The following is a 23,665-nucleotide window of genomic DNA, read 5'->3' on the forward strand; positions in this document are numbered from 1 at the left end:
AGAATGCGTATTACTTATTTGAACCATAGTGGATATGTGGTGGAAGAGAAAGATATTGTCCTGATCTTTGATTATTATAAAGGATATCTTCCTCCAATTACAGAAGAAAAGAAAATCTATGTATTTGCCAGCCATGTTCATTATGATCATTTTAAAAAAGAAATTTTCCAATGGGCAGACAGGTATAAGAATATACAATATATTTTGTCAGATGATATTATGGCGGAAGGACCGGATGGCAAGACTATTTATATAGGGCCTCGTCAGGAAATACAAGTAGATGAGTTACAGATTAGAACGCTTCGCTCTACCGATGAGGGTGTAGCGTTCTTTGTACGCTTTCGTGACAAAGTGATCTATCATGCCGGAGATCTGAACTGGTGGCACTGGGAAGAGGAAAGTGAAACTTATAATCTGATGATGAAGCGAATGTTTCAGAATGAGATCGGGAAGATAGAGGGAGAGAGGATAGATGTGGCTTTTGTGCCGCTGGATCCGAGGCAGGGCGAACAATATTACTGGGGACTTGATTATTTTATGAAGCATACGGATACAAGATGTATCTTCCCTATGCATATGTGGGAAGATTATGATATATATGAACGTTTGATGGAGAATCCGGCTGCGGAAGAATACAAAAATCGAGTGATGCATGTGATCCGACCACAACAGGTGTTTGAAAGGAGTATGTAAATGCAGGTAAAAATATATACAGATGGCGCTGCCCGGGGGAATCCGGATGGACCAGGAGGATATGGAACAGTTCTGGAATATGTAGACTCAAGAGGAGAACTGCACACAAAAGAAATCTCCCAGGGATATCAGCGTACCACGAATAACCGGATGGAACTGATGGCAGTGATAGCCGGGCTGGAAGCTTTGAACCGGTCATGTGAGGTAGAACTTTACTCAGATTCCAAATATGTCGTGGATGCATTTAATCAGCATTGGATTGACGGATGGATGAAAAAGGGATGGAAGAGGGGAAAGAATGAACCGGTCAAGAATGTCGATCTGTGGAAACGTTTATTAAAAGCAAAGGAACCTCATCATGTTACATTTATCTGGGTAAAAGGTCATGATGGACATCCTCAGAATGAACGATGTGATACATTGGCGACAACGGCGGCTGATGGGAATGATCTGATCGTGGATGAGGGAATTGCAAAATAAGAATTGTATTTTAAAATAAGATGTGATATAGTAACCAAGGCAAGTAAGACAAGTAATCGCAGCTGTAAGTGCCGAAAGGCAGCAGGTGAGGAAAGTCCGGGCTTCACAGGGCAGGATGCCGGATAACGTCCGGTGGAGGCGACTCCAAGGAAAGTGCAATAGAAATGAACCGCCCGTGCAGAAGACTCCTTCTGCACAGGTAAGGGTGGAAAGGCAGTGTAAGAGACTACCGCCTTGCTGGTAACAGCAGGGGCATATGTAAACCCCATCCGAAGCAAGACCGGATAAAGACAATGTGGCGGCCCGTCACGTCTTAGGTAGGTCGCTGGAACCCATCGGCAACGGTGGGTCTAGATAGATGATTACTCAACGACATAACCCGGCTTATCGTCTTGCTTGCTTTTTATTTTCGATTGCCATCGTATTTTTCTTCACAGTACATGCATCGATAGATTTCTTTTTCAGGATCGGTCAATACGAATACGTGGTCCAATTCCTGCTCAATAGAGGTAATGCATCTTGGATTCTTGCATCGGATGATGTTCGTAATCTTTTTTGGAAGATGCAGGGATTTCTTCTCTACAATCTCAGAATCCTTAATAATATTAATCGTGATATTGTGGTCGATGAATCCTAATACATCCAGGTCAATAAAATCAATTGGGCATTCAATCTTCATAATGTCTTTTTTGCCCATTTTACTGCTTTTTGCGTTTTTAATAATAGCAACACAGCAGTCTAATTTATCTAAGTGAAGGTATTTATAGATTTCCATACTTTTGCCGGCCTGAATATGATCTAATACAAATCCCTCTTCAATACGTCCTACATTCAAAGTGTTATTTACCATGTTCATATCCCCCTATACTTCGATTTCTAACAATGTCAATATCAATGCCATACGAATATATACACCATACTGGGACTGCCTAAAATAAGCTGCTCTTGGATCATCGTCAACTTCAACAGAGATCTCATTGACACGTGGCAGTGGGTGGAGAACATACATGTCTTCTTTGGCCAGCTGCATTTTCTTGGCATCCAGAATATAGAAGTCCTTCATTCTTACATAGTCTTCTTCGTTGAAGAAACGTTCTTTCTGTACACGAGTCATATAGAGTAGATCCAGATTCGGAATTGCATCCTCCAGACGAACAACTTCTTCATATGGAATATGATTCTTGTCCAGAACATCGGAGCGGATATAGCTTGGAAGTCTTAATTCTTCCGGTGAAATCAAAACAAATCTGATGCCCGGATATCTGACTAATGCATGAATCAAAGAGTGAACCGTACGGCCAAACTTCAAGTCCCCACAAAGACCAATGGTCATATTGTCGAGATGACCTTTTAGACAACGAATGGTCAATAAATCGGTCAGTGTCTGGGTCGGATGCTGATGCCCGCCATCGCCTGCATTGATTACAGGGATTGTAGCATGCTTGCTGGCTACCATAGGTGCGCCTTCTTTTGGGTGGCGCATTGCACAGATATCTGCATAACAGGAAATCATACGGATGGTATCGGATACACTTTCTCCCTTGGCGGCAGAACTGGAATCTGCAGATGAAAATCCGAGAATGCTCCCGCCCAGATTCAACATGGCAGCTTCATGACTTAATCTTGTTCTTGTACTTGGTTCATAGAAGAGGGTCGCTAATTTCTTCCCCTCACAGGCATGCGCGTATTTCGTTGGATTGGCTTCAATATCAACCGCCAGATCCATTAATTTGTCTAGTTCTTCCACGGAAAAATCCAGTGGACTCATCAAGTGTCTCATAATAACCTCCCACATCGAAAATCTTTCATACATCATATAATAAATGCGAAAGATTTTCAATGTTTGTTGAGAATTTTTTCGAACAACAGTCCAGCGCCGAACCATAGAGGTGCATAGTCCAGTCGTATCAGACCATCAATATTTAACGGAGCATTACTATAATCCCATGGGCAGGCATTATGTTTCTTCAGAAAAGAGCCTGTGACATATTCTCCAATAAAAATACAACATGTATAGACCCCTCCTCTTAACCATATACTCTTTCCTTTTAATCGCCTGCAGATTGGAGATAGAAAGCTAGCCATTCCGTAGATGGGGAACATCCAGATAGAAGTATTCCCAGTAAGTTTCGGATTGTCTTCACGAAGAGAACGAAGGCCGGTAAAAAGGATTTCCATGCACCAGCCAGCAGTTCCACAAGTTAAAAAATTGTGTCTCATAACAATAAGTATGCCAATGGAAGGTGGATTTTATGCGAAAAATGTATTATAATACAGATTAGTTTGTGTAAAGGAGATTGCCAGATGTCGACATTAGAGGAATTAAGAGAGAAATTAGATCAGGTAGATGATCAGATCGTAGAGTTATATGAGCAAAGATCAAAACTTACCGAAGAGGTGGGAGAATATAAGATTCGTAACGGGATTAAGGTATTTGACCGTCAGCGGGAACATGATAAATTACAGAATGTAGCAGCAAAAGCAACTACGGATTTTAATAAAAAAGGGATTCGGGAAATATTTGAACAGTTGATGTCTATCAGTCGTAAGAAACAATATCAGCAGCTGGTGGAAGCCGGAGCACTTGGCCGTCTTCCATTTATTGAGGTAGACAGCCTGAATGCAGAACATGCAAGAATTGTTTTCCCGGGTACAGAAGGAGCTTATAGTCAGGCTGCAATGCAAGATTATTTTGGAGAAAACTGCAATAGCTTTTATGTGCGGACATTTCGAGATGCCATGGAGTCTATCGAAGAGGGGGCAGCTGACTTTGCAGTGCTTCCAATTGAAAATACAACAGCCGGAGCTGTAGATGAGATGTATGATCTGCTGGTAGAATTTGAAAATTATATCGTAGCAGAAACCATTATTCCGATCACGCACACGTTGTCCGGACTCCCAGGAACGAAATTGTCAGATATTGAACGGGTATATTCGAAAGGTGTTGCATTGATGCAGGCATCCAGATATCTGGATGAACATAGTGATTGGCAGCAGATCAGTGTTGCAAACACCGCGATTGCCGCAAAGAAGATCCTTGATGAACAGGATATGACTCAGGCGGCGGTCTGCAGTGCATATGCTGCAAAGGTACATGGACTGGAGCTCCTCGAAGATAATATCAATGATAATCCAAATAATTTTACAAGATTTATCGTTGTTACAAATCAGAAGATATTTTTGAAAGATGCGAAGAAGATCAGTATCTGCTTTGAAGTGCCTCACGAAAGCGGATCTTTGTACCATTTACTTTCGCATTTTATCTATAATGATCTGAACATGAGCAAGATTGAGTCCAGACCAATTGAGGGAAGAAACTGGGAATACCGTTTCTTCGTTGATTTTGAAGGTAACCTTGCTGATGCGGCTGTGAAAAATGCAATCCGCGGACTGAGAGAAGAGAGTCGCAGTCTTAAAATCTTAGGAAATTACTAAGCGGAAGATGACATATAGAGAAATACCAGGGAGTGACGAAGATGAGAACAAATGAATTGATGCTATACAAACATATGGAAGACGGACAGATTCTTCAGGATATGACGTTTCTTATGGAAAATTATGACAACGATTATTACAATCAGGAAGACTTGAAAGGATTATTATTCGAGTCTGTCAATGAGATATTGGAAATGGCAGTGAGTCATGGATTTGAAGGAAATCTGTGGCACAATTATCTGACCTATCTGTTGGCAAGCCATGAAAATGCTTACAGTACTTCTTGTGAAATTGTTGGAGAAGTGGAAGGAAGCATTAATCAGGTAGCTTTACATGATTTTGCCATTTTTAAAGAATTATTTGATTATAATTTTAAGGAGTTGGAAGAGGCACTGGATGCCAAATGTCTGTCAATTCTGATGGAATATCAGGGAACTAGTGGGTATGGTAAGGTATTTAATCGAAGAGTCCGTGACAGAATCTGTGATCTTAGCAGAAGCCTTGCAAAGACAAAAGATGTAGAGGAATTTAAGGCAACTCTTACACAGTTTTATAAAGAATTTGGGGTAGGTAAGCTTGGACTTCATAAGGCATTTCGTGTTGAACATACAGAAGAAGGTGCACAGATCGTTCCAATTACAAATATTGCACATGTACATTTGGACGATTTGATTGGTTATGAACTTGCAAAAAAGAAATTGATAGACAATACCAAGGCATTTGTAGAAGGAAGAAAGGCGAATAACTGCCTGTTGTTCGGTGATGCGGGGACTGGTAAATCTTCATCCATTAAGGCTATTTTGAATCAGTATTATGATCAGGGACTTCGAATGATTGAAGTGTATAAGCATCAGTTTCAGGATCTGAATGATGTGATCGCACAGATCAAAAACCGTAATTATAAGTTCATTATCTATATGGACGATCTCTCTTTTGAAGAGTTTGAAATTGAGTACAAATATCTGAAAGCAGTAATTGAGGGAGGTCTGGAAAGAAAGCCAGAGAATGTTCTGATCTATGCAACTTCTAATAGAAGACATCTGATTCGTGAGACCTTTAAGGATAAGGAAGATCGGGATGAGGAACTTCACACCAATGATACCGTGCAAGAGAAACTGTCGTTGGTTGCAAGATTTGGTGTGACTATTTATTTTGGAAAACCGGACAAGAAGGAATTCCAGGAAATCGTACGCCAGCTGGCAGCAAAGAATGGTATTGAGATGCCAGAGGAAAAGCTTCTGTTGGAGGCTAATAAGTGGGAATTAAGCCACGGTGGATTGTCTGGAAGAACTGCACAGCAGTTCATTGACTATCTGGCAGGAACTCAGTAAAAAACAAAAGGTATAAGATGAGAGTCAAGATAGAGTTATGGGGAAGAATCTGACAGAAGGAAATGTCTCGAAAACAATGCTGTTGTTCTCGGGACCGATGATATTGGGAAATCTGTTACAACAGTGTTATAATATCGTGGATACGATAATCGTAGGGCAGGTCCTTGGCGCTGAGGCATTGGCAGCTGTAGGAGCTGCCTATACTTTGATGACGTTTTTGACTTCTATATTAATAGGAATGTGTATGGGAAGTGGAACGTTATTTTCGTTTTATTATGGAAAAAGGGATTATGAGCGGCTGAAGGATGGAATAGTGGCATCTTTCCTTTTAGTCGGTGGAATATCTGTACTGATGAATATCCTGGTCTTTGTAAAGATAGATTTTATCTTTAGATTCTTAAATATTCCAGATTCTTTAATGGGTATGATGCATGATTACGTCTGGAGCATCTTCTGGGGAATCTTCTTTGTGTTCTTATATAATTATTATGCGTTTTTACTCCGTGCAGTGGGTGATTCTGTGACACCACTTTGGTTTCTGGGAATTTCCTCTGTATTGAATGTTCTTCTGGATGTGATATTTGTCATGAAATTGCATTGGGGAATTGAAGGAGCAGCATTTGCCACTGTATTTTCACAGATAGCTGCAGGAATCGGAATTGCCATATATACATGGTGGAAAGAGCCTGGGATTCGAATCAGCATTCGAAGGGCACGCCAGTCTATGGGACGGATGCCGGAAATGGCGAGATATTCTTTTGCATCCAGTATCCAGCAATCTGTGATGAATTTCGGAATTTTGCTGATTCAGGGTCTGGTGAACAGTTTTGGAACGATTGTTATGGCGGCTTTTGCAGCGGCAGTAAAAATAGATTCTTTTGCATACATGCCGGCACAGGAATTCAGTAATGCTTTCTCTATCTTCATTTCGCAAAACCATGGCGCGGGAAAAGAGGACAGAGTAAAAAAGGGCGTCCGTTCAGCAGTTATGATATCTGTGCTTTTTTGTATCATCGTGTCTGTAATGGTATTTATTTTTGCGGCTTATCTGATGATGATATTCATCAGTCCGCAGGAGAAGGAGATTATTCAGGTCGGTGTAGGATATCTTCGGGTAGAGGGAAGTTTCTACTGTGGCATTGGAATCCTGTTCCTTCTATATGGATATTATCGTTCTATCGGAAAGCCGGAGATGTCAGTAGTCTTGACGGTGATATCTCTGGGCACACGAGTCGTATTGGCATATATACTGGCTCCTGTTCCAGAGATTGGAGTATGGGGAATCTGGTGGGCAATTCCAATCGGATGGCTGTTGGCAGATGTGACAGGATTCATAGTAATGAGAAAGATAAAAAGATCCGTACGTATCAGATAATCTGAAAAAGCTGTGCAGTTAATCTTGCACAGCTTTTATATTGGATATATCAGAATCAATCATTAGAGAATAGTTCGTATAGTATACCACAAAGCCAGGTTTGGCACCGTTAGGTTTTTTGACATGTTTTTTCTCTACGTAGTCAATCTCTACTTTATCACTGCCACGGTTCTTAGAGTAGTATGCAGCTAATCGCCCTGCTTCTTCAAATGTACGATCCGGAAGTTCATCACCGTTGGTTTTTACGATCACGTGAGATCCCGGAGCACCTTTCGCATGGAACCACCAGTCGTTTCCAGAGGCAAAAGAAAAGGTCAGTTCGTCATTCTGGAGATTATTCTTTCCTACATACATATGATAGCCATCGCTGGAGATATAATGCATTGGCCTACTGGTAAGCTTAACCTTCTTTTTAGAATATTTCCTGCGGATATAGCCGGTTTGTATGAGTTCTTCTTTAATCTGTGCGAGATCTGCCTCGCTCCTGGCAATATCAAGAGAGTTGCTAATAGATTCCAGATATTGAATATCATCTGCGGTTTCTTGAATCAGTCCTGTCAGTGCTTCGTAAGTTCTCTTTTGTTTGTTATATTTCCCAAAATATTTCTGTGAATTTTCTTGTGGTGTTTTGGTAGGATCCAAAGGGATGGTAATCTCCTGGTTCGTGTAATAATTTAGCGCAGTTAATTCCTTTGAGCCAGAGGGAAGATTGTAACCATAAGTGTTGATTAATTCACCATATACTTTATATTTTTCACGGTTTTCCGTATCTTTTAACTGTTTTGTCTGAAGATCGTATTTTTTACGATTCCGTTCCAGCGAAGTCTGAACTACGTGACGTAAATCAGCGCTTTTCTGGTGAATGCGGGTCAATGTGTTCTTAGTAGAATAATACGTAGCAAGCACTTTTGAGATAGAATCATATTCTTTTTCTGTGTACTCTTGATAATGAGAAAGGGGGAGAGCACTGAATTCTTTCGGTTCATTTCTATTATAATAGATTGTTGGATGGAAATTGCCGGATTTAACATCTTCTATATAATAGATAAATTGTCGATATAAATGAGTCAGTACATCTTTGGAAAGATTATTAGCGCTTATTCCTGAGTCTAAAGCACCCAGATAACAGATTTCCTCTGCAACAACAGGACTTATACCAGTAAAGCTGGTATAGATTGTCTTACTGAGAGGCATTGGTTTATTTTGTAGAATCGTGATAAAAGCTTCGAGATCTACAGTTAAGGGATCTTGTTTTGACATTGTATCAGGAATGAAGTATTGGCGTCCCGGCAATACTTCACGAATGGAACTCATTTGAGCCGATACATGCTTAATGCTATCAATAATCATTCCATTATCATCACAAAAGATGATATTACTGTGCTTTCCCATGATTTCTATAATAAGTTTTTTCTTGCACAGATCACCAAGTTCATCCAAGTGTTCAATATCCAGATGAATAATTCGTTCTAATTTAGGTTGAGAAATACAAGTGATGCGCCCGTTACCAATATGTTTCCGAAGAAGCATACAAAAATTAGGCGCAGTCATAGGACTTGGTTTGTTCTCGTCGGTTAAATATATCAAAGGAAGGGAAGCGCTGGCCGAGATATAGAGGCGCTTTTGTCCTTGTGGTGTCTTGATTGTAAGCAGCAATTCGTCAGGTTCCGGCTGGGCAATCTTGGCAATTCGCCCATCGACAAGGTTCGATTGTAATTCCTGAACGATTGCAGCAACAGTTATTCCGTCAAATGCCATAATATGGTTCCTTTCTACTAAGATAAAGTCCGTAGTGCATTTGCCCTATGCAGACCAGATAGGGCCCACAGTGCCAGCTCAAGAACAAAGTTCTTTCGCTGAGGGCATTCGCCCTATGCAGACCAGATAGGGCCCACAGTGCCAGCTCAAGAACAAAGTTCTTTCGCTGAGGGCATTCGCCCTATAAAAACACATAGTCTCATAAAATCCTGCTGGCAGGATTTTATGTTCCTAAGTGTTTTTGCACTGTTCATTGCTATATCATAACATAGTTGACGGGATTTGCCAAATGACTTATAATAAACAATGGCGTAAGTGCCGATTGTTACAAATATATTAGAATTAGAAGAGGTCCATAATATGATAAAAAGTATGACAGGATTTGGACGCTGTGAGGTGTCTGATGGGGAGCGGAAGTTTACTGTGGAGATGAAGGGGGTAAACCATCGTTATCTTGATGCCAATATTCGTATGCCAAAGAAACTGAATTTTTTTGAAAGTGCAATTCGTAATTTATTAAAGAAAAGTGTTCAGCGAGGTAAGGTTGACATTTTTATTACCTATGAGGATTTGTCTGAAAGTCAGGTTTCTTTGAAGTATAATGAGAAGCTTGCAGAGGAATATCTGACCTATTTTAAGAAGATGGAGGAATCGTTTTCTCTGGAAAATGATATTCGTGTTTCTACACTGTCACGATATCCGGAAGTGTTGACAATGGAAGAGCAGCTGATGGATGAAGAAGAATTGTGGAATGGACTGAAAAAGGCTCTGGATGGTGCGATCAAGCAGTTTGTTGAGACCAGAGCGTTGGAGGGTGAGAACCTGAAGACGGATATTATCAATAAGCTAGACGGTATGTTGAAACTGGTGGACGTTATTGAGGAACGTTCTCCGCAGATTGTGGCTGAGTACCGAGAAAAGCTTGAGACGAAGGTACATGAATTGTTAGAGGATACTCAGATTGAAGAGGGGAGGATTGCTGCAGAAGTAGTGATATTTGCGGATAAGATATGTACAGATGAGGAAGTGGTCAGACTCCGCAGCCATATCTTACATATGAAAGAGACACTCCAGTCTGAGGAAAGTGGAATTGGACGTAAGCTTGATTTTATTGCGCAGGAGATGAATCGAGAGGCGAATACGATTCTGTCAAAAGCGAATGATCTGGAAATCTCCAATATTGGAATTGATTTAAAAACAGAGATTGAAAAGGTCAGAGAACAGATTCAGAATATTGAGTAGTGAAAAGAGGGGATAAATTCATGAGGGAAAAAGGAATTCTTATTGTTGTATCTGGATTTTCTGGTTCCGGTAAAGGGACCATTATGAAAGAAATGATGCGTCAGTACGATAATTATGCGTTGTCCATATCTGCCACTACAAGAAATCCGCGTCCGGGTGAAGAAGATGGTCGTGAATATTTTTTCAAAACAGTGGAAGAATTTGAAAAAATGATTGCGAAAGATGAATTGATAGAGTATGCTAGATACGTGGATAATTATTATGGGACGCCGCGAGCATATGTAGAAGAACAGTTAGATGCTGGGAAGGATGTTATCCTTGAGATAGAGATTCAAGGGGCCTTGAAAGTGAAAGAGAAGTTTCCGGAGACGTTGTTATTGTTCGTGACACCACCGACTGCAAAGGAATTACGCAATCGTCTGGTAGGACGAGGAACGGAGACCATGGATGTGATTGATTTCCGTATGAACCGTGCCAAAGAAGAGGCTGAGGGCATGGATCAGTATGATTATCTGATCATTAATGATGTACTTCAGGATTGTGTTGAACAGATGCATCGGATTATCCAGGGAGAACACAGAAGAAGTTTTCGTAATATAGAATTTATAGAGAATATGAAAGCAGAATTGAAAGGAGAATAGTGTATGTTACACCCATCTTACACAGATTTAATGAAGGTAGTAAATAAGGATGTAGAAGAAGGCGAAACAAAAGTTGTTAACAGCCGTTATTCTATTGTTATGGCTACTGCCAAGAGAGCAAGAGAGATTATTGACGGAGCTATGCCGCTTGTGCCTGTGAAGGACAGCGAAAAACCGTTATCTATCGCTATTGATGAACTGAATCAGGCCAAGATTAAAGTGGTTGGAGAAGAAGAGTAAGAGAATCATATACGGTTTGACGTGAATATAAGGCAGATGCCGTGAGGTATCTGCCTTTCTTCACAATAATTGGGAGGAGGAAAGAATGAATATATTATTTATATCTCTTGGCTGCGATAAGAATCTTGTGGATTCGGAAGTAATGCTTGGACTTTTAGATGCAAAAGGATATCAGATGGTAGATGATGAGACATTGGCAGATGTTATTGTGGTCAATACTTGTTGTTTTATCCATGATGCAAAGGAAGAGAGTATACAGACGATTCTGGAAATGGCGCAGTATAAGACGAAGGGAAGATTGAAGGCATTGATTGTGACTGGATGTCTTGCTCAGAGGTATCAGAAAGAAATTCTGGAAGAGATACCAGAAGTAGATGCTGTGCTTGGAACAACATCTTATGATAAAATTGTAGAGACAGTGGAGGAAGCCCTTGCAGGTAATGGACATTTGGAATTGGCAGATGTTGATGCATTGCCTTTAGTAGATGTAAAGAGATTGGTAACAACGGGCGGCCATTATGCATATTTAAAGATTGCAGAAGGATGTGATAAGCATTGTACTTATTGTATCATTCCAAAGATTCGCGGCAATTACCGAAGTGTACCAATGGAAAGGCTTTTAAAAGAAGCAGAAGAATTGGCTGAACAGGGAGTAAAGGAACTGATCTTGGTAGCACAGGAGACGACTTTATATGGAAAGGATCTTTATGGGGAAAAGTCTCTGAGTAAGTTGTTGCGTGAATTATGTAAAATAAATGGTATCCGATGGATTCGGATTTTGTATTGTTACCCAGAAGAAATTGATGATGCATTAATTCAAGTAATGAAAGAAGAAAAGAAAATCTGTCATTATCTTGATCTTCCGATTCAACATGCGAATGACACTATCTTAAAACGAATGGGAAGAAGAACTTCGAAACAGCAGCTGAAGAAGATTGTAAGAAAACTTCGCCAGGAGATTCCGGATATTGCTCTTCGTACTACTCTGATTACCGGATTCCCCGGTGAGACACAGGAACAGCATGAGGAATTGATGGAGTTTGTAGATGAGATGGAATTTGACCGTCTGGGAGTGTTTACTTATTCGCCGGAAGAAGATACACCGGCAGCGGAGATGTCGGATCAGATATCAGAAGAAGTGAAGCAAGAACGTCAGGCAGAACTGATGGAATTGCAGCAGGATATTGTATTTGATCAGGCAGAAGATATGATTGGACAAGAAGTTCTTGTCATGATAGAAGGAAAAGTTGCTGATGAAAATGCTTATGTAGGACGGACCTACAAGGATGCACCAAATGTAGATGGGCTGATCTTTATAAATACTGATGAAGAACTGATGTCCGGTGATTTTGCTAAGGTAAAAGTAACTGGAGCATTAGAATATGATTTGATAGGAGAGTTGATGTAATGAATTTACCAAATAAATTAACTGTATTAAGAATAATTATGGTACCTTTTTTTGTGTTTTTTATGCTGACAGATGTAGGTGGATCTGCGAATAAGTGGATCGCCCTGGTGATTTTCTGTGTGGCAAGCCTTACAGATATGTTGGATGGAAAGATTGCCCGTGCAAGAAATCTGGTGACAAATTTTGGGAAGTTTATGGATCCATTGGCAGATAAGCTGTTGGTATGTTCTGCAATGATCTGTATGATTCCATCAGGGAAACTTCAGGCCTGGTTTGTAATTATCATAATTGCCAGAGAATTTATTATCAGTGGATTCCGCCTTGTGGCATCAGATAACGGAATTGTGATCGCTGCCAGTTACTGGGGGAAATTTAAGACCGTTTCTCAGATGTTTATGATTATTGTATTGATCATGGATCTCGGAGGTGTATTTGACGTGATTGGAACTGTGTTGATATGGGCATCCTTAATATTGACAATCATATCTTTGGTTGATTATATTGCAAAGAACGTACAGGTATTGACACAGGGAGGCATGTAAAAATGACAGTAGAACTGATTTCCGTAGGGACAGAGATTCTATTAGGTAATATTATCAATACGAATGCAGCCTATCTTGCGGAAAAATGTGCAATGTTGGGGTTATCTTGTTTTCATCAGAGTGTAGTAGGAGATAACGAAGAACGTTTGGAAGATACGGTCCGTCTAGCACTTTCCAGGGCAGATATCGTTATTCTAAGCGGAGGTCTTGGTCCAACAAAGGATGATCTGACAAAAGAAGTAACAGCAAAGGTATTTGGAAAAGAGCTACGTGAAGATACACATACAAAAGAAAGAATCCAAGAATATTTTCGCCAGGTACACAGTAACCAAGTAACTCCAAACAATTGGAAGCAGGCATTGGTCCCTGACGGTGCAATCGTGGTTGACAATCATAACGGAACAGCACCAGGACTCATATTAGAAGAGAATGGCAAGATTGCAATTCTTCTTCCTGGACCGCCAAATGAGATTAAGCCGATGTTTGAAAGAGACATTGCACCTTACTTGAATCGTCTGCAGCCTGAAGGAATCTATTCGAAAATGATAAAAATATGTTCCATCGGAGAGAGCAAAGTGGAAACGATGATTGCCGATCTGATGGATACACAGACGAATCCAACGATCGCACCCTATGCTAAGACTGGAGAAGTACATCTCAGGGTAACTGCCAAAGCAGCAGATGAGGAAGCTGCTAACGCATTAATTGCTCCTGTAATGGAAGAATTATTCCATCGGTTTGGCGATAAGATCTATACCACGGAAGAAAATATCTCTCTGGAAGAGGCAATTGTGAGAATACTTGAAGAGAAGAAACTATCGGTCACAACTGCTGAGTCTTGTACCGGAGGGCTTCTTGCAGGCAGGATCTTGAATGTAGCAGGAGCATCGAATGTATATAAGGAAGGTTATATTACTTATTCTAATGATGCAAAAGAACGTCTGCTGAAGGTAAAAAGAGAGACTTTGATGCAATATGGAGCAGTCAGTCCACAGACAGCCTGTGAGATGGTGCGTGGCGTCGCGGAAGCTACAGGGGCAGATGCAGCTCTAAGTGTGACCGGTATCGCAGGACCTGGTGGCGGAACCAAAGAAAAGCCAGTTGGACTTGTATACGTAGGATGTTATGTAAAAGGGCATGTCAGGGTAGAAGAATTTTATTTTACTGGCAATCGCGACAAGAATCGTGAATATGCGGTCGCAAGGGCTTTGACATTACTTCGTGAGGAATTATTGAAGTATCATGCCTAAGGAGGTTGAATCATGGAAATAAGAATGCTGCAACAATACGAGCTGCTGCCGGCACTTCATCTTGTATGGGATGTATTTGCAGATGAAATTGCACCTTCTTATACTCCGGAAGGTGTTGCTGAGTTCCAGAAGTTCATCAAATATGACAACATTTATACAATGTGCCAAAGAAGAGAAATATTCTTCTTTGGTGCATTTCAAGGTACAGAATTATGCGGTACAATCGCAGTCAAAAACGATGGACATATCAGTCTGTTCTTTGTAAGAAAACAGTATCGAGGAAAAGGCATTGGTCGGATGCTGTTTCAGTGTGTTTATAATTATTGTGCTCAGCAGCTTTGTGTCAAAACAATTACTGTAAATTCAGCGCCACAGGCAGTGCAAAAATATATACATCTGGGAATGCATGTGACTGCGGAAGAACAAGTAGTAAATGGTATTCGTTCTGTTCCATTAGAAATGTATGTGATTCCTGGGTTGGTAAGACCTGTAAAAAAGAAATCTAAAAAACCGATTATTATTGTAAGTATTATATGTATGGTCATAGTTATCGGACTGTTTGTTGGTGAAGTCAAACTGCTAAAAAGTATACAGAAGAATATCTATGATGTTCCAGACATTTATGAAGAATTTGCAGAAGAGCCAAATCACGAATATGATCTTCCAAATGAAGAAAAAGAAGATTCAACAGATGAAGAAAATCTACAAGGAATTGAATCAATTCCAGAAAAAATCGAAGAAAATTTGTCGTATGAAATAACGGAAGATACATACTCATTTTCTGATCGAGAAAAGGAATCTATGTTGATTGAATTCAATGTAACATATCCGGTCGTTCATGGATTACCAGATGCCGACATAGAAGAAAAAGTAAATAAAGCATTGAAGAATTGTGCAATGCAGACAGTAAATGAAATCTATAATAATCCTTCTAATACGATAAAAGAAAGAGTGATCAGCGAAAAAAATCCTATGCTGATAAGCTATGCAAAATATAAAGTATGTTATGCGTCAGATGACCTAATAAGTATCGCCTATGAAGATTATAATTACGAAGGCGGAAGCCAATATTATTCCCAGCATCTCAGAACATGCAATATCAATCCCAAAACTGGAGAAACATACCAATTAAAAGATCTGGTAGATATCAACGATGAAGTGATTGATCAATGGCTTCAAAATATGCGTGACGAAACAAAAAACGACAGCTTCCTGTCAGAATTAAGCAAAGAAGAAATCAAAAAAACCCTGGAAGGCGACAGCCTTGATGGCGTTTACATTGTCAATTATTACATGGATGAAGAAGGAGTTCAGGTAGGATACGATTTAAATTATAAAAAAGATGATTCCCATGATTTGGGATTTTCGTGGGTGACAGCAAAAATGTAAAAAAAGGGGACGTAGTATTTTTTGGTTTTACTACGTCCCCTTTTGAAAAATGTGGTGTACCCAAATGAAAAACAATTGACGAATGTAGAATAATGTGAGAAAATATAAATAAGTATGGTGTTAAAGATATAACAAGCCCTACGACAGAAAAATCATACATAGTTGAAAGGAGTTTTAAAATGATTTATTCACATGAAGTAGAAATGATGTGTCCGGTGGCTCAGGGTGCGAATCACGGACCAGCTCCGATTCCGGAAGAAGCAAAATGGGTACAGGCTAAAGAAGTAAAAGATATTTCTGGTTTTACACACGGTATTGGCTGGTGTGCTCCTCAGCAGGGTGCATGTAAACTTACTTTAAATGTTAAAGATGGTATTATTCAGGAAGCTCTTGTTGAGACAATCGGATGTTCAGGAATGACTCACTCAGCAGCCATGGCATCTGAAATCCTTCCAGGAAAAACTATTTTAGAGGCATTGAATACAGACCTTGTCTGTGATGCTATTAATACAGCAATGAGAGAATTGTTCCTTCAGATTGTATATGGAAGAACTCAGAGTGCATTTTCAGAAGATGGACTTGCAATTGGTGCTGGTTTGGAAGACCTTGGAAAAGGACTTCGTTCTCAGGTTGGTACAATGTACGGAACATTAGCAAAAGGTCCTCGTTATCTTGAAATGGCTGAAGGTTATGTAACAGGTATTGCTTTGGATGAGAACGATGAGATTATCGGATATCAGTTCGTAAGCCTTGGAAAATTCACTGACTTCATCAAAGCTGGTGATACACCTAACGATGCTTGGGAAAAGGCAAAAGGACAGTATGGACGTGTTGCAGACGCAGTAAAGATTATTGATCCTAGAAAAGAATAGACGCGATAAGCGGACAGAGAAGGATGACCTGGTCAGATGATTCATGCTTGTATGAAATCGGTAGACCGGGACAGGCTTTGAAGGCGCAACGCGCCACATGAACGAGGTTCATGTGTGTTCGTGGGAAGATTCAAAAGGTAACAAAAAAATCAGGAGGACAAGTAAATGGCTTTATTTGAATCATATGAAAGAAGAATTGATAAAATCAATGAAGTATTAGGAAGCTATGGTATTGCTTCCATCGAAGAAGCAGAGAAGATTACAAAGGATGCCGGCCTTGATGTATACAATCAGGTAAAAGGTATTCAGCCAATCTGTTTCGAAAATGCATGTTGGGCATATACAGTAGGTGCAGCAATTGCAATTAAAAAGGGATGTAAGACAGCAGCTGATGCAGCAGCAGCAATCGGAGAAGGCCTGCAGGCTTTCTGTATCCCAGGTTCTGTAGCAGATCAGCGTAAAGTTGGTCTTGGACATGGTAACTTAGGAAAGATGCTTCTGGAAGAAGACACAGATTGTTTCGCATTCTTAGCTGGTCACGAGTCATTCGCAGCAGCTGAAGGTGCAATCGGTATTGCAGAGAAGGCAAACAAAGTTCGTAAGAAACCACTTCGTGTTATCTTGAACGGACTTGGAAAGGATGCTGCAAAGATCATTTCCAGAATTAACGGATTTACATATGTTCAGACAGAATATGATTACTATACAGGAGAACTGAAAGAAGTTCAGAGAATCGCTTACTCTGACGGACTTCGTTCTAAAGTTAACTGCTATGGGGCGAATGATGTACGTGAAGGTGTTGCCATCATGCACAAAGAAGGCGTAGACGTATCTATCACAGGTAACTCTACCAACCCAACACGTTTCCAGCATCCAGTTGCAGGTACATACAAGAAAGAATGTATCGAGCAGGGCAAGAAGTACTTCTCAGTAGCATCCGGCGGTGGTACAGGACGTACACTTCATCCAGATAACATGGCTGCAGGTCCAGCTTCTTATGGTATGACAGATACTTTAGGACGTATGCACTCTGATGCACAGTTTGCAGGTTCTTCATCCGTTCCAGCCCATGTTGAGATGATGGGCTTAATCGGAGCAGGTAACAACCCGATGGTTGGTATGACTGTTGCAGTTGCAGTTTCCGTAGAGGAAGCCGCTAAAGCTGGAAGATTCTAATTAATAGCGTAAAATCAGTATTTTTAGAATGTTTTAACATTTTAAAAAATCAATAAATGCTAATACATTTGTTATTTATTTGTTAACGTATATTTGTTAATATATTTAAAGTGGGAGATGATGGATTTTCTCCCACTTACTTTAGTTTTTCAAGATTTTATCTTAACCATTCTAAATCACGGACTGTGTAAGTTGATTCTGTAATATCTTTTATTGAGTGTCTTGCCATTTCTTTTAGTGCATATTCATCGACATTCGTTTTTTTACATCTGGTTACAAATGTTTTTCTCGGATCATGAGGACGATGTTCCGGGTTGAGATGAAGTTCGCCGGTTACTTTCTTAAATCTATTCGCATATTTGTCGTAAGTAAGTTTCTATGATCCGGCATGAGTCTGCCCTTTGTTATTTAGCAAATATTCGCTTCCTATAGAAGCGGCAAAATCATAATTATTCTTTAAGAGTTCTATGATTTTGGTATGAATTGGAACTATGCGTTGTTTGCCAGCTGGCGTTTTTATTCCGGCTTTCATGTACCACTTTTCAAGATTGATTACATCTAATCTTAAAGCAGCAAGTTCTTCGGTCTCCATCCCATATAACATTGCATTATAATCTAATCTACGTATCTTACTTTCCCTACGTTTTTCCAGAGAATGTTCATCTCATCATCGGTAAATGGAATATGTGTTCTTGTTGCTTCTTCTTTCTCTTTACTGATATCATTAGAAATTTCAAATGTTCTAGCATAGTTCTTGTCTACAATTTTGTATCCGGGTACATAATCAAGCATAAGATTAAAAAGCGACTTGATTCTAGCTTTCGTCCCTGCGGTAGGAAAAATCTTTTCACCTTTTTTCTTTCCTTTGGTTTCAATTCTATATCCTCCCGCCATGCATCCCTTTATGTGTCTGGCCCTGATATCTTTCACCCTCATGTCATAAACAGAAAAGCAGTAAGCTCATGCTGACGTAATTGTTCTAATGGAATTATCAGCGATTTCTTGAAAGTATTGATCCGTCCAATTATCATAAACTTGTAAAAGGAAAATACTATTTTGTAAATGATAAGAATGAGTTTTGGTGGTATAATCCAGATACTGGTGAAATAAACCCATTGAGCCTTAAGTTGGATAGTAAAGAATAAGATATGATGATTTTTAAATGTATAAGCCTGTCAGCTTTTTGTAGCATGACAGGCTTAGAATAATTTAAATGTATTTGTCGATTAATTACATTTCAAGACATTCTTATAGAAGCTATCCATTTCTTTCTTAGTATTGAATACCGCAACATACATCTGATTACCCATCGCACCGGACAATACATCAGGAATCCGGTCGACCATCTTCAGGTTATCACCATATTTTTCAAGAATTTCTTCATGACTCAGCACGAAATCTTTTCCATCTCGACGCCCGGCATAAGCACAGTAAGCATGTTTGCCGTCTGGCAGAGTGGAGTGATCAAAGGCGATCATATCCGCCCAGATCTTGTATACATTGGTACTGTTAGCGTAATTCATCATATCAGGAGAAAATCCGCCGCAAGGACGCATGTTAACTTCCAGAGCCACAACATCGCCTTTCTTGCCCATTCCGTCGTGATCCTTTAGAAGACGGAAGAATTCAAAATGAACGAAACGGCTTTTTACACCGAAGCTTTTTACAGTAGCACGTCCGGCAGTACGTACATCCTCAGAAAGATTTTTCACAATATGATAGATAGAGTTATCAGAATTATTGACGATATCCATGATTGAATCTGGAGTTACGTTACCCGTCTCGAACATTGGATCGCCATTAGAATCGATGACAGCATCGTAAGAATTAACTTCTGCGTCGATAAACTCCTCCATGATGTATTGTGTATCAGCTACTTTCTCATTAAAGAACCGAAGAAGATCTTGGTCAGATGAAAGCTTAAAGGTATGGGATGCGCCAACACCATTGTCTGGTTTTACAATGACTGGATAACCAACGAGCTTAATAAAATCCTGACAATTTTCGACATTGTCAACCAGATGATAGCGGGCTACCGGGATTCCAGCCTTCGTGTAGAATTCTTTCATCTTTGATTTGTATTTAATACGAGGCATGTCTTCTGTGTGGAAACCGCTGGAGATATTAAAATCTGTACGCAACATTGCATCACGTTCCAGCCAGTATTCATTGTTAGACTCCAGCCAGTCGATCCGTCCGTATTTATAAGTAAAAAATGCAACGGCACGGTATACTTCATCATAATTTTCCAGACTGTTTACTTTGTAATACTCATTCAAACTGTTTTTTAATTCCTGAGATAATTCATCGTAAGGCTGATCGCCAATACCCAGAACATTAAGACCATTTTTCTTTAATTCCGCACAAAACTGCCAGTAGTTTGTAGGAAAGTTTGGAGAAATAAATATAAAATTCTTTGTCATTTGTGTTTACTCGCTTTCTTTTGTTGAACTATAACGTTACATAGAAAAAGAAACCCCTCTAATCTAACAAATATGGTACAAAATAAGTGACTTGTTTGTACCACCAGATCCAGTCATGGTAGCAGTCCATTCCCCAATAATCTACCCATGTATGGATACCCTTGTTTTTCAGAATACCATCCAACTGTCTGGTAGAATCCGGAAGTTCCCATGCTCCCTGCCCAACACAGATGGCTGACTTTTGTTCATTATACATAGAAATGTAAGGATGATCTAATGGCATATTTGCCAGATAATGAATTGGTGAATTGTTATAGACAAGATCATCCATGTAAGAACCGAATCCATATTCTGCAGTATAGATTCCGCTTAATGCTAATAGTCTGTCAAAGAGATCCGGACGTCGGAAATACAGGTTAGCGGCGTGAGTTGCCCCAAGACTACAGCCGAAGACCAATACACCCGGATAGCCGGTCCAGCCATTGCATTCATTCACCATATCACGCATAAATGGAACCATCTCATCCGTGATATAGCGTATCCAGTCCTCGTAGCGGCAGATTCTCCATCGAGGATCCCCTTCTTCATTAGACCATGTTTCCTGATCGATCGTATCAATGGAAAATACCATGACTTCTCCAGAATCAATCCATGGTGCCCATATGTCAGTCATATGAAAATTCTCAAAATCAAAGAATCGGCCGTTCTGACAAGGAATGAAGAGCACCGGACGACCGGCATGTCCATAGACCTTACATTCCATATCTTTATTAAGCGCTGGGCTGAATTGCTTAAAATATTGTACTTTCATAAGTTTCCTCCTGTTATTTCTGGTATAGCAGAGTATTCATGAAAAATGGAATCTGCTTTTCCCAGCTCGCTTCGCAGTGATCTCCGCCGGGAACAATCCGACAGTCAAGCATCACATGACGTTTTAAAAGCAGAGATGCCACTTTTCCAAATTGTTGTAACATGTTTGGATGGAAATGAATCTCTCTGGAACCATAATCCATGTAAACAACCGTATCTGGTTGGATCTTTGACCGTTTGGTCAATTGCTCGATTCTTTGAATATCTACCCAGAGGGATGGGGAGAGACAGGCTGCACGAGAGAAGTAGCGATTATATTCTAATACAGCGTACAGGCTCATCAGACCACCCATAGAACTTCCCGCGATAAAAGTATGCTCACGATCTGGCTGGGTAGGAAAGCGTTCGTCAATTTCTTCTTTAAATGTATGAATCAGCCATTCCATTGTCGTTCTGCCACGGCCAATAACTTTTCCAAAACGGGAATCGTTGAAAGAATATGGTGAATATTCTTCCAGCCGTCCATTGTTCGGACTATGATTACATTCTACCGCAGCAATGATCAGAGGAGTGGATGTGGCATCCATATATTCTTTCATTCCCCAGCTCTTGCCATAGGTAGCATGTGAATCAAAAAACACATTGTGTCCATCAAACATGTATAAAACTGGATAACGTTGATCTGAATCTGTATGACAAGATTCCGGTAGGTAGACATAGGCTTTGCGGGGGTCGTCAGCTGTCAGTTCCGGAATAGTAATGTCCCATGTATAAACCATATTAATACCTCCAATCTGTGTATTATTTTTTTATATAATACACCCATGATATCCAATTATTTAATATAGCACACTGTGCCATAGATGGCAAGAAAAGGTTGATTTTCCACACTTTTGCAGTTAGTTATGAACTGATATAGCTCGAAAGCTTTATAGAATAAGGCTTCCGAGCATTTTTTATTTTATATTTTTAACTTTTATATATAGCGTTTTATAACGTTTCGTGATATAATAAGTATTATATCGAAGGAGCTGAATTATGTACTTAAAAAAAACACCAAACACCCACGGACGCATTAGACTTTCTATCGTTGATAATTACTATGATAAAGTCAAGAAATGTTCTAGACAGAAGACGATTGAATCGATTGGTTTTCTCGACGAACTCCAAAAAATCTATGAGGATCCGATTGCCCATTTTCAGAAAAGAGTCGATCAATTAAATGAGGAGAAAAGAGCAAAACAAGCTCCTATCAACTTCACTTTCTATGATTCTGACCGCTTGTGCGTCGGTGACAGCTTACGAAAAAACTTTGGTTACGCTGCTCTTAGTAAGATTTATCATGAACTTGAAATTGATAAGTTCCTCATTCACCGTCAACGCTATACCAAGGAAAAATACGATGCCAACACGATCATGAAGATGCTGGTTTATTCCAGAATCCTTGCTCCTGCTTCAAAAAAAGCTTCTTTTGACAACCGTGAATGGTTCTTCGAAAAAAGTAATTACTCCCTTGATGACGTTTACAGATGCTTGGATTTCTTTCACAAACACAAGGAAAGCCTTCAAGTGTGGATGAACGACAGAATCAAGAAAAACTATGGAAGAGATACCAGCCTTATCTACTATGATGTGACGAATTATTACTTTGAAACAGATAACCAGACTGACTTCCTTCGTAAAGGAGTATGCAAGGAGCATCGTCCAAATCCAATCGTACAGATGGGACTTTTCATGGATAACAATGCACTCCCGATTACTTACGAACTTTTTCCAGGAAACACGAACGACTGTCTCACTTATCGTCCGAACTTTGGACGAATCAAAAAGCAGTTCGACCTTGGACGTGTCATCACAGTTGCCGATAAAGCCATGACAACAGGTGATAACATCTGGTATACCATCAACACACCAACCAAAGATGGTTATGTGTTCAGTATGTCCATCCGCGGAGCCACTCAGGAATTAAAGGACTTTGTATTAGATGAATCCGATTATATATGGCTCGGGAACGAATACAAGAGAAAATCCAGATACTACCCACGTACCATTAAAGTCACTGGTGTTAGTGGCAAAAAATTAGAAAAACAAGTAGATGAAAAACAGGTCGTATTCTGGAGTGAAAAATATGCAAAAAAAGCAAAAGCCGAACGTGAAGCGGCACTTGCAAAAGCCAGAGATCTTGCAGCACATCCCGGAAACTATACTCGTGCTACTTCTTATGGCGCAGCTAAGTATGTGAAAAAAGTAGAATACGACAATAAAACTGGCGAAATCCTTACAGCCTCCTCTATCCTGGATATCGATGAAGACAGAATTCTTGAAGAAGAAGCGCTGGACGGTTACTATGTACTGGTAACAAGTGAAATGGAAGAATCTGATGACAAGATCATCGATATGTATCGCGGACTTTGGAAAATCGAAGACTCTTTTAAACTTACAAAAAGCGAACTGGAAGCGAGACCAGTATACGTATGGACGAAAGAACATATCGAAGCCCACTTCTTAACCTGCTTTGTTGCACTTACGCTCATGAGAATCCTGGAAATGAAACTCGAAAACAAGTACAGTTCAGGACGAATCATCGAATCACTTTCAAA

24 protein-coding genes and 1 other RNA gene are annotated in these 23,665 nt (G+C 39.9%); 16 read left to right on the plus strand and 9 right to left on the minus strand.

Annotation, left to right across the window (positions count from 1 at the left end):
• Positions 1-3: 3 nt before the first annotated feature.
• The 3 genes from JQM81_RS02190 (at position 4) to rnpB (ending at position 1,576) form a co-directional block, all read left to right on the plus strand.
• Entirely contained in the window at positions 4-693 is a 690-nt protein-coding gene (locus tag JQM81_RS02190) for an MBL fold metallo-hydrolase (protein WP_235231894.1), read from the plus strand.
• Positions 694-1,173 carry a ribonuclease HI gene (rnhA, locus tag JQM81_RS02195; RefSeq protein ID WP_235231895.1) on the plus strand — a complete coding sequence of 160 codons (480 nt, stop codon included), beginning with the start codon at positions 694-696 and terminating at the stop codon, positions 1,171-1,173.
• A 40-nt stretch (positions 1,174-1,213) separates the two neighbouring features.
• Positions 1,214-1,576: RNase P RNA component class A (gene rnpB, locus JQM81_RS02200), an RNA gene on the plus strand.
• Here the strand turns inward: rnpB and JQM81_RS02205 are convergent.
• Genes JQM81_RS02205 through JQM81_RS02215 form a run of 3 tightly spaced genes read right to left on the minus strand, consistent with a single transcriptional unit; the run spans position 1,577 to position 3,393 of the window.
• Positions 1,577-2,023 carry an aspartate carbamoyltransferase regulatory subunit gene (locus tag JQM81_RS02205; protein WP_235231896.1) on the minus strand — a complete coding sequence of 149 codons (447 nt, stop codon included), beginning with the start codon at positions 2,021-2,023 and terminating at the stop codon, positions 1,577-1,579.
• Positions 2,024-2,035: 12 nt separating this feature from the next.
• The gene (gene pyrB, locus JQM81_RS02210; protein WP_235231897.1) at positions 2,036-2,953 is read right to left on the minus strand and encodes an aspartate carbamoyltransferase; all 918 of its coding nucleotides are present in this window, start codon (positions 2,951-2,953) and stop codon (positions 2,036-2,038) included.
• Positions 2,954-3,009: 56 nt separating this feature from the next.
• Positions 3,010-3,393, minus strand: coding sequence for a putative ABC transporter permease (locus JQM81_RS02215; RefSeq protein ID WP_235231898.1), 384 nt, complete (start codon positions 3,391-3,393; stop codon positions 3,010-3,012).
• A gap of 84 nt (positions 3,394-3,477) precedes the next feature.
• On the opposite strand from JQM81_RS02215, the gene pheA reads away from it, so the two are divergent.
• The 3 genes from pheA to JQM81_RS02230 are packed head-to-tail and all read left to right on the plus strand — an operon-like array spanning position 3,478 to position 7,314.
• Positions 3,478-4,608, plus strand: a complete 1,131-nt coding sequence (pheA, locus tag JQM81_RS02220) for a prephenate dehydratase (RefSeq protein ID WP_235231899.1) — start codon at positions 3,478-3,480, stop codon at positions 4,606-4,608.
• A gap of 41 nt (positions 4,609-4,649) precedes the next feature.
• The gene (locus tag JQM81_RS02225; protein WP_235231900.1) at positions 4,650-5,939 is read left to right on the plus strand and encodes an ATP-binding protein; all 1,290 of its coding nucleotides are present in this window, start codon (positions 4,650-4,652) and stop codon (positions 5,937-5,939) included.
• A 37-nt stretch (positions 5,940-5,976) separates the two neighbouring features.
• Complete coding sequence (locus JQM81_RS02230) at positions 5,977-7,314, plus strand: MATE family efflux transporter (RefSeq protein ID WP_235231901.1); 1,338 nt, start codon at positions 5,977-5,979, stop codon at positions 7,312-7,314.
• An 18-nt stretch (positions 7,315-7,332) separates the two neighbouring features.
• Here JQM81_RS02230 and JQM81_RS02235 read toward each other — a convergent pair whose 3' ends face one another.
• Positions 7,333-9,072 carry an Rqc2 family fibronectin-binding protein gene (locus JQM81_RS02235; RefSeq protein ID WP_235231902.1) on the minus strand — a complete coding sequence of 580 codons (1,740 nt, stop codon included), beginning with the start codon at positions 9,070-9,072 and terminating at the stop codon, positions 7,333-7,335.
• Positions 9,073-9,432: 360 nt separating this feature from the next.
• Here JQM81_RS02235 and JQM81_RS02240 point away from each other — a divergent pair, with 360 nt between their 5' ends.
• From JQM81_RS02240 to JQM81_RS02280, 9 genes are all read left to right on the plus strand, one after another.
• Entirely contained in the window at positions 9,433-10,314 is an 882-nt protein-coding gene (locus JQM81_RS02240) for a YicC/YloC family endoribonuclease (RefSeq protein WP_235231903.1), read from the plus strand.
• Positions 10,315-10,334: 20 nt separating this feature from the next.
• Positions 10,335-10,955, plus strand: a complete 621-nt coding sequence (gmk, locus tag JQM81_RS02245; protein WP_235231904.1) for a guanylate kinase — start codon at positions 10,335-10,337, stop codon at positions 10,953-10,955.
• A gap of 3 nt (positions 10,956-10,958) precedes the next feature.
• Positions 10,959-11,195, plus strand: coding sequence for a DNA-directed RNA polymerase subunit omega (rpoZ, locus tag JQM81_RS02250; RefSeq protein WP_235231905.1), 237 nt, complete (start codon positions 10,959-10,961; stop codon positions 11,193-11,195).
• A gap of 85 nt (positions 11,196-11,280) precedes the next feature.
• Entirely contained in the window at positions 11,281-12,603 is a 1,323-nt protein-coding gene (gene rimO, locus JQM81_RS02255) for a 30S ribosomal protein S12 methylthiotransferase RimO (protein ID WP_235231906.1), read from the plus strand.
• Positions 12,603-13,145, plus strand: coding sequence for a CDP-diacylglycerol--glycerol-3-phosphate 3-phosphatidyltransferase (gene pgsA, locus JQM81_RS02260; protein WP_235231907.1), 543 nt, complete (start codon positions 12,603-12,605; stop codon positions 13,143-13,145). The genes rimO and pgsA overlap by 1 nt, the downstream gene beginning before the upstream one ends.
• A gap of 2 nt (positions 13,146-13,147) precedes the next feature.
• Positions 13,148-14,395 carry a competence/damage-inducible protein A gene (locus JQM81_RS02265; protein ID WP_235231908.1) on the plus strand — a complete coding sequence of 416 codons (1,248 nt, stop codon included), beginning with the start codon at positions 13,148-13,150 and terminating at the stop codon, positions 14,393-14,395.
• Positions 14,396-14,407: 12 nt separating this feature from the next.
• Positions 14,408-15,784 (plus strand): GNAT family N-acetyltransferase, encoded by a 1,377-nt coding sequence (locus JQM81_RS02270; RefSeq protein ID WP_235231909.1) that lies wholly within the window; start codon positions 14,408-14,410, stop codon positions 15,782-15,784.
• Positions 15,785-15,963: 179 nt separating this feature from the next.
• Positions 15,964-16,656 (plus strand): iron-sulfur cluster assembly scaffold protein, encoded by a 693-nt coding sequence (locus JQM81_RS02275; RefSeq protein WP_158372156.1) that lies wholly within the window; start codon positions 15,964-15,966, stop codon positions 16,654-16,656.
• Between the two features lie 165 nt (positions 16,657-16,821).
• The gene (locus JQM81_RS02280; protein WP_235231910.1) at positions 16,822-17,832 is read left to right on the plus strand and encodes a GGGtGRT protein; all 1,011 of its coding nucleotides are present in this window, start codon (positions 16,822-16,824) and stop codon (positions 17,830-17,832) included.
• Between the two features lie 376 nt (positions 17,833-18,208).
• Here JQM81_RS02280 and JQM81_RS02285 read toward each other — a convergent pair whose 3' ends face one another.
• The 5 genes from JQM81_RS02285 to JQM81_RS02305 all read right to left on the minus strand — a co-directional run bounded on the left by JQM81_RS02285 (position 18,209) and on the right by JQM81_RS02305 (position 21,844).
• On the minus strand, positions 18,209-18,436 hold the full coding sequence (locus JQM81_RS02285) for a hypothetical protein (protein ID WP_235231911.1): 228 nt from the start codon (positions 18,434-18,436) through the stop codon (positions 18,209-18,211).
• Between the two features lie 11 nt (positions 18,437-18,447).
• A complete protein-coding gene (locus tag JQM81_RS02290; protein WP_235231912.1) occupies positions 18,448-18,762 on the minus strand; it encodes a hypothetical protein in 315 nt (104 codons plus the stop codon).
• A 296-nt stretch (positions 18,763-19,058) separates the two neighbouring features.
• A complete protein-coding gene (locus JQM81_RS02295; RefSeq protein WP_235231913.1) occupies positions 19,059-20,255 on the minus strand; it encodes an ATP-grasp domain-containing protein in 1,197 nt (398 codons plus the stop codon).
• A gap of 58 nt (positions 20,256-20,313) precedes the next feature.
• Positions 20,314-21,066, minus strand: coding sequence for an esterase family protein (locus JQM81_RS02300; protein ID WP_235231914.1), 753 nt, complete (start codon positions 21,064-21,066; stop codon positions 20,314-20,316).
• A 13-nt stretch (positions 21,067-21,079) separates the two neighbouring features.
• Positions 21,080-21,844: an alpha/beta hydrolase gene (locus JQM81_RS02305; RefSeq protein ID WP_235231915.1), complete on the minus strand. Its 765-nt coding sequence runs from the start codon at positions 21,842-21,844 to the stop codon at positions 21,080-21,082.
• A 259-nt stretch (positions 21,845-22,103) separates the two neighbouring features.
• Between JQM81_RS02305 and JQM81_RS02310 the strand changes: the two genes are divergently transcribed.
• Positions 22,104-23,665: IS1634 family transposase (locus tag JQM81_RS02310; protein ID WP_235231916.1), on the plus strand; the 1,562-nt coding region annotated here is incomplete at its 3' end.

Origin of the sequence: Faecalicatena contorta, from assembly GCF_021531895.1 — a bacterium.
GTDB lineage: Bacteria > Bacillota > Clostridia > Lachnospirales > Lachnospiraceae > JAFBIX01.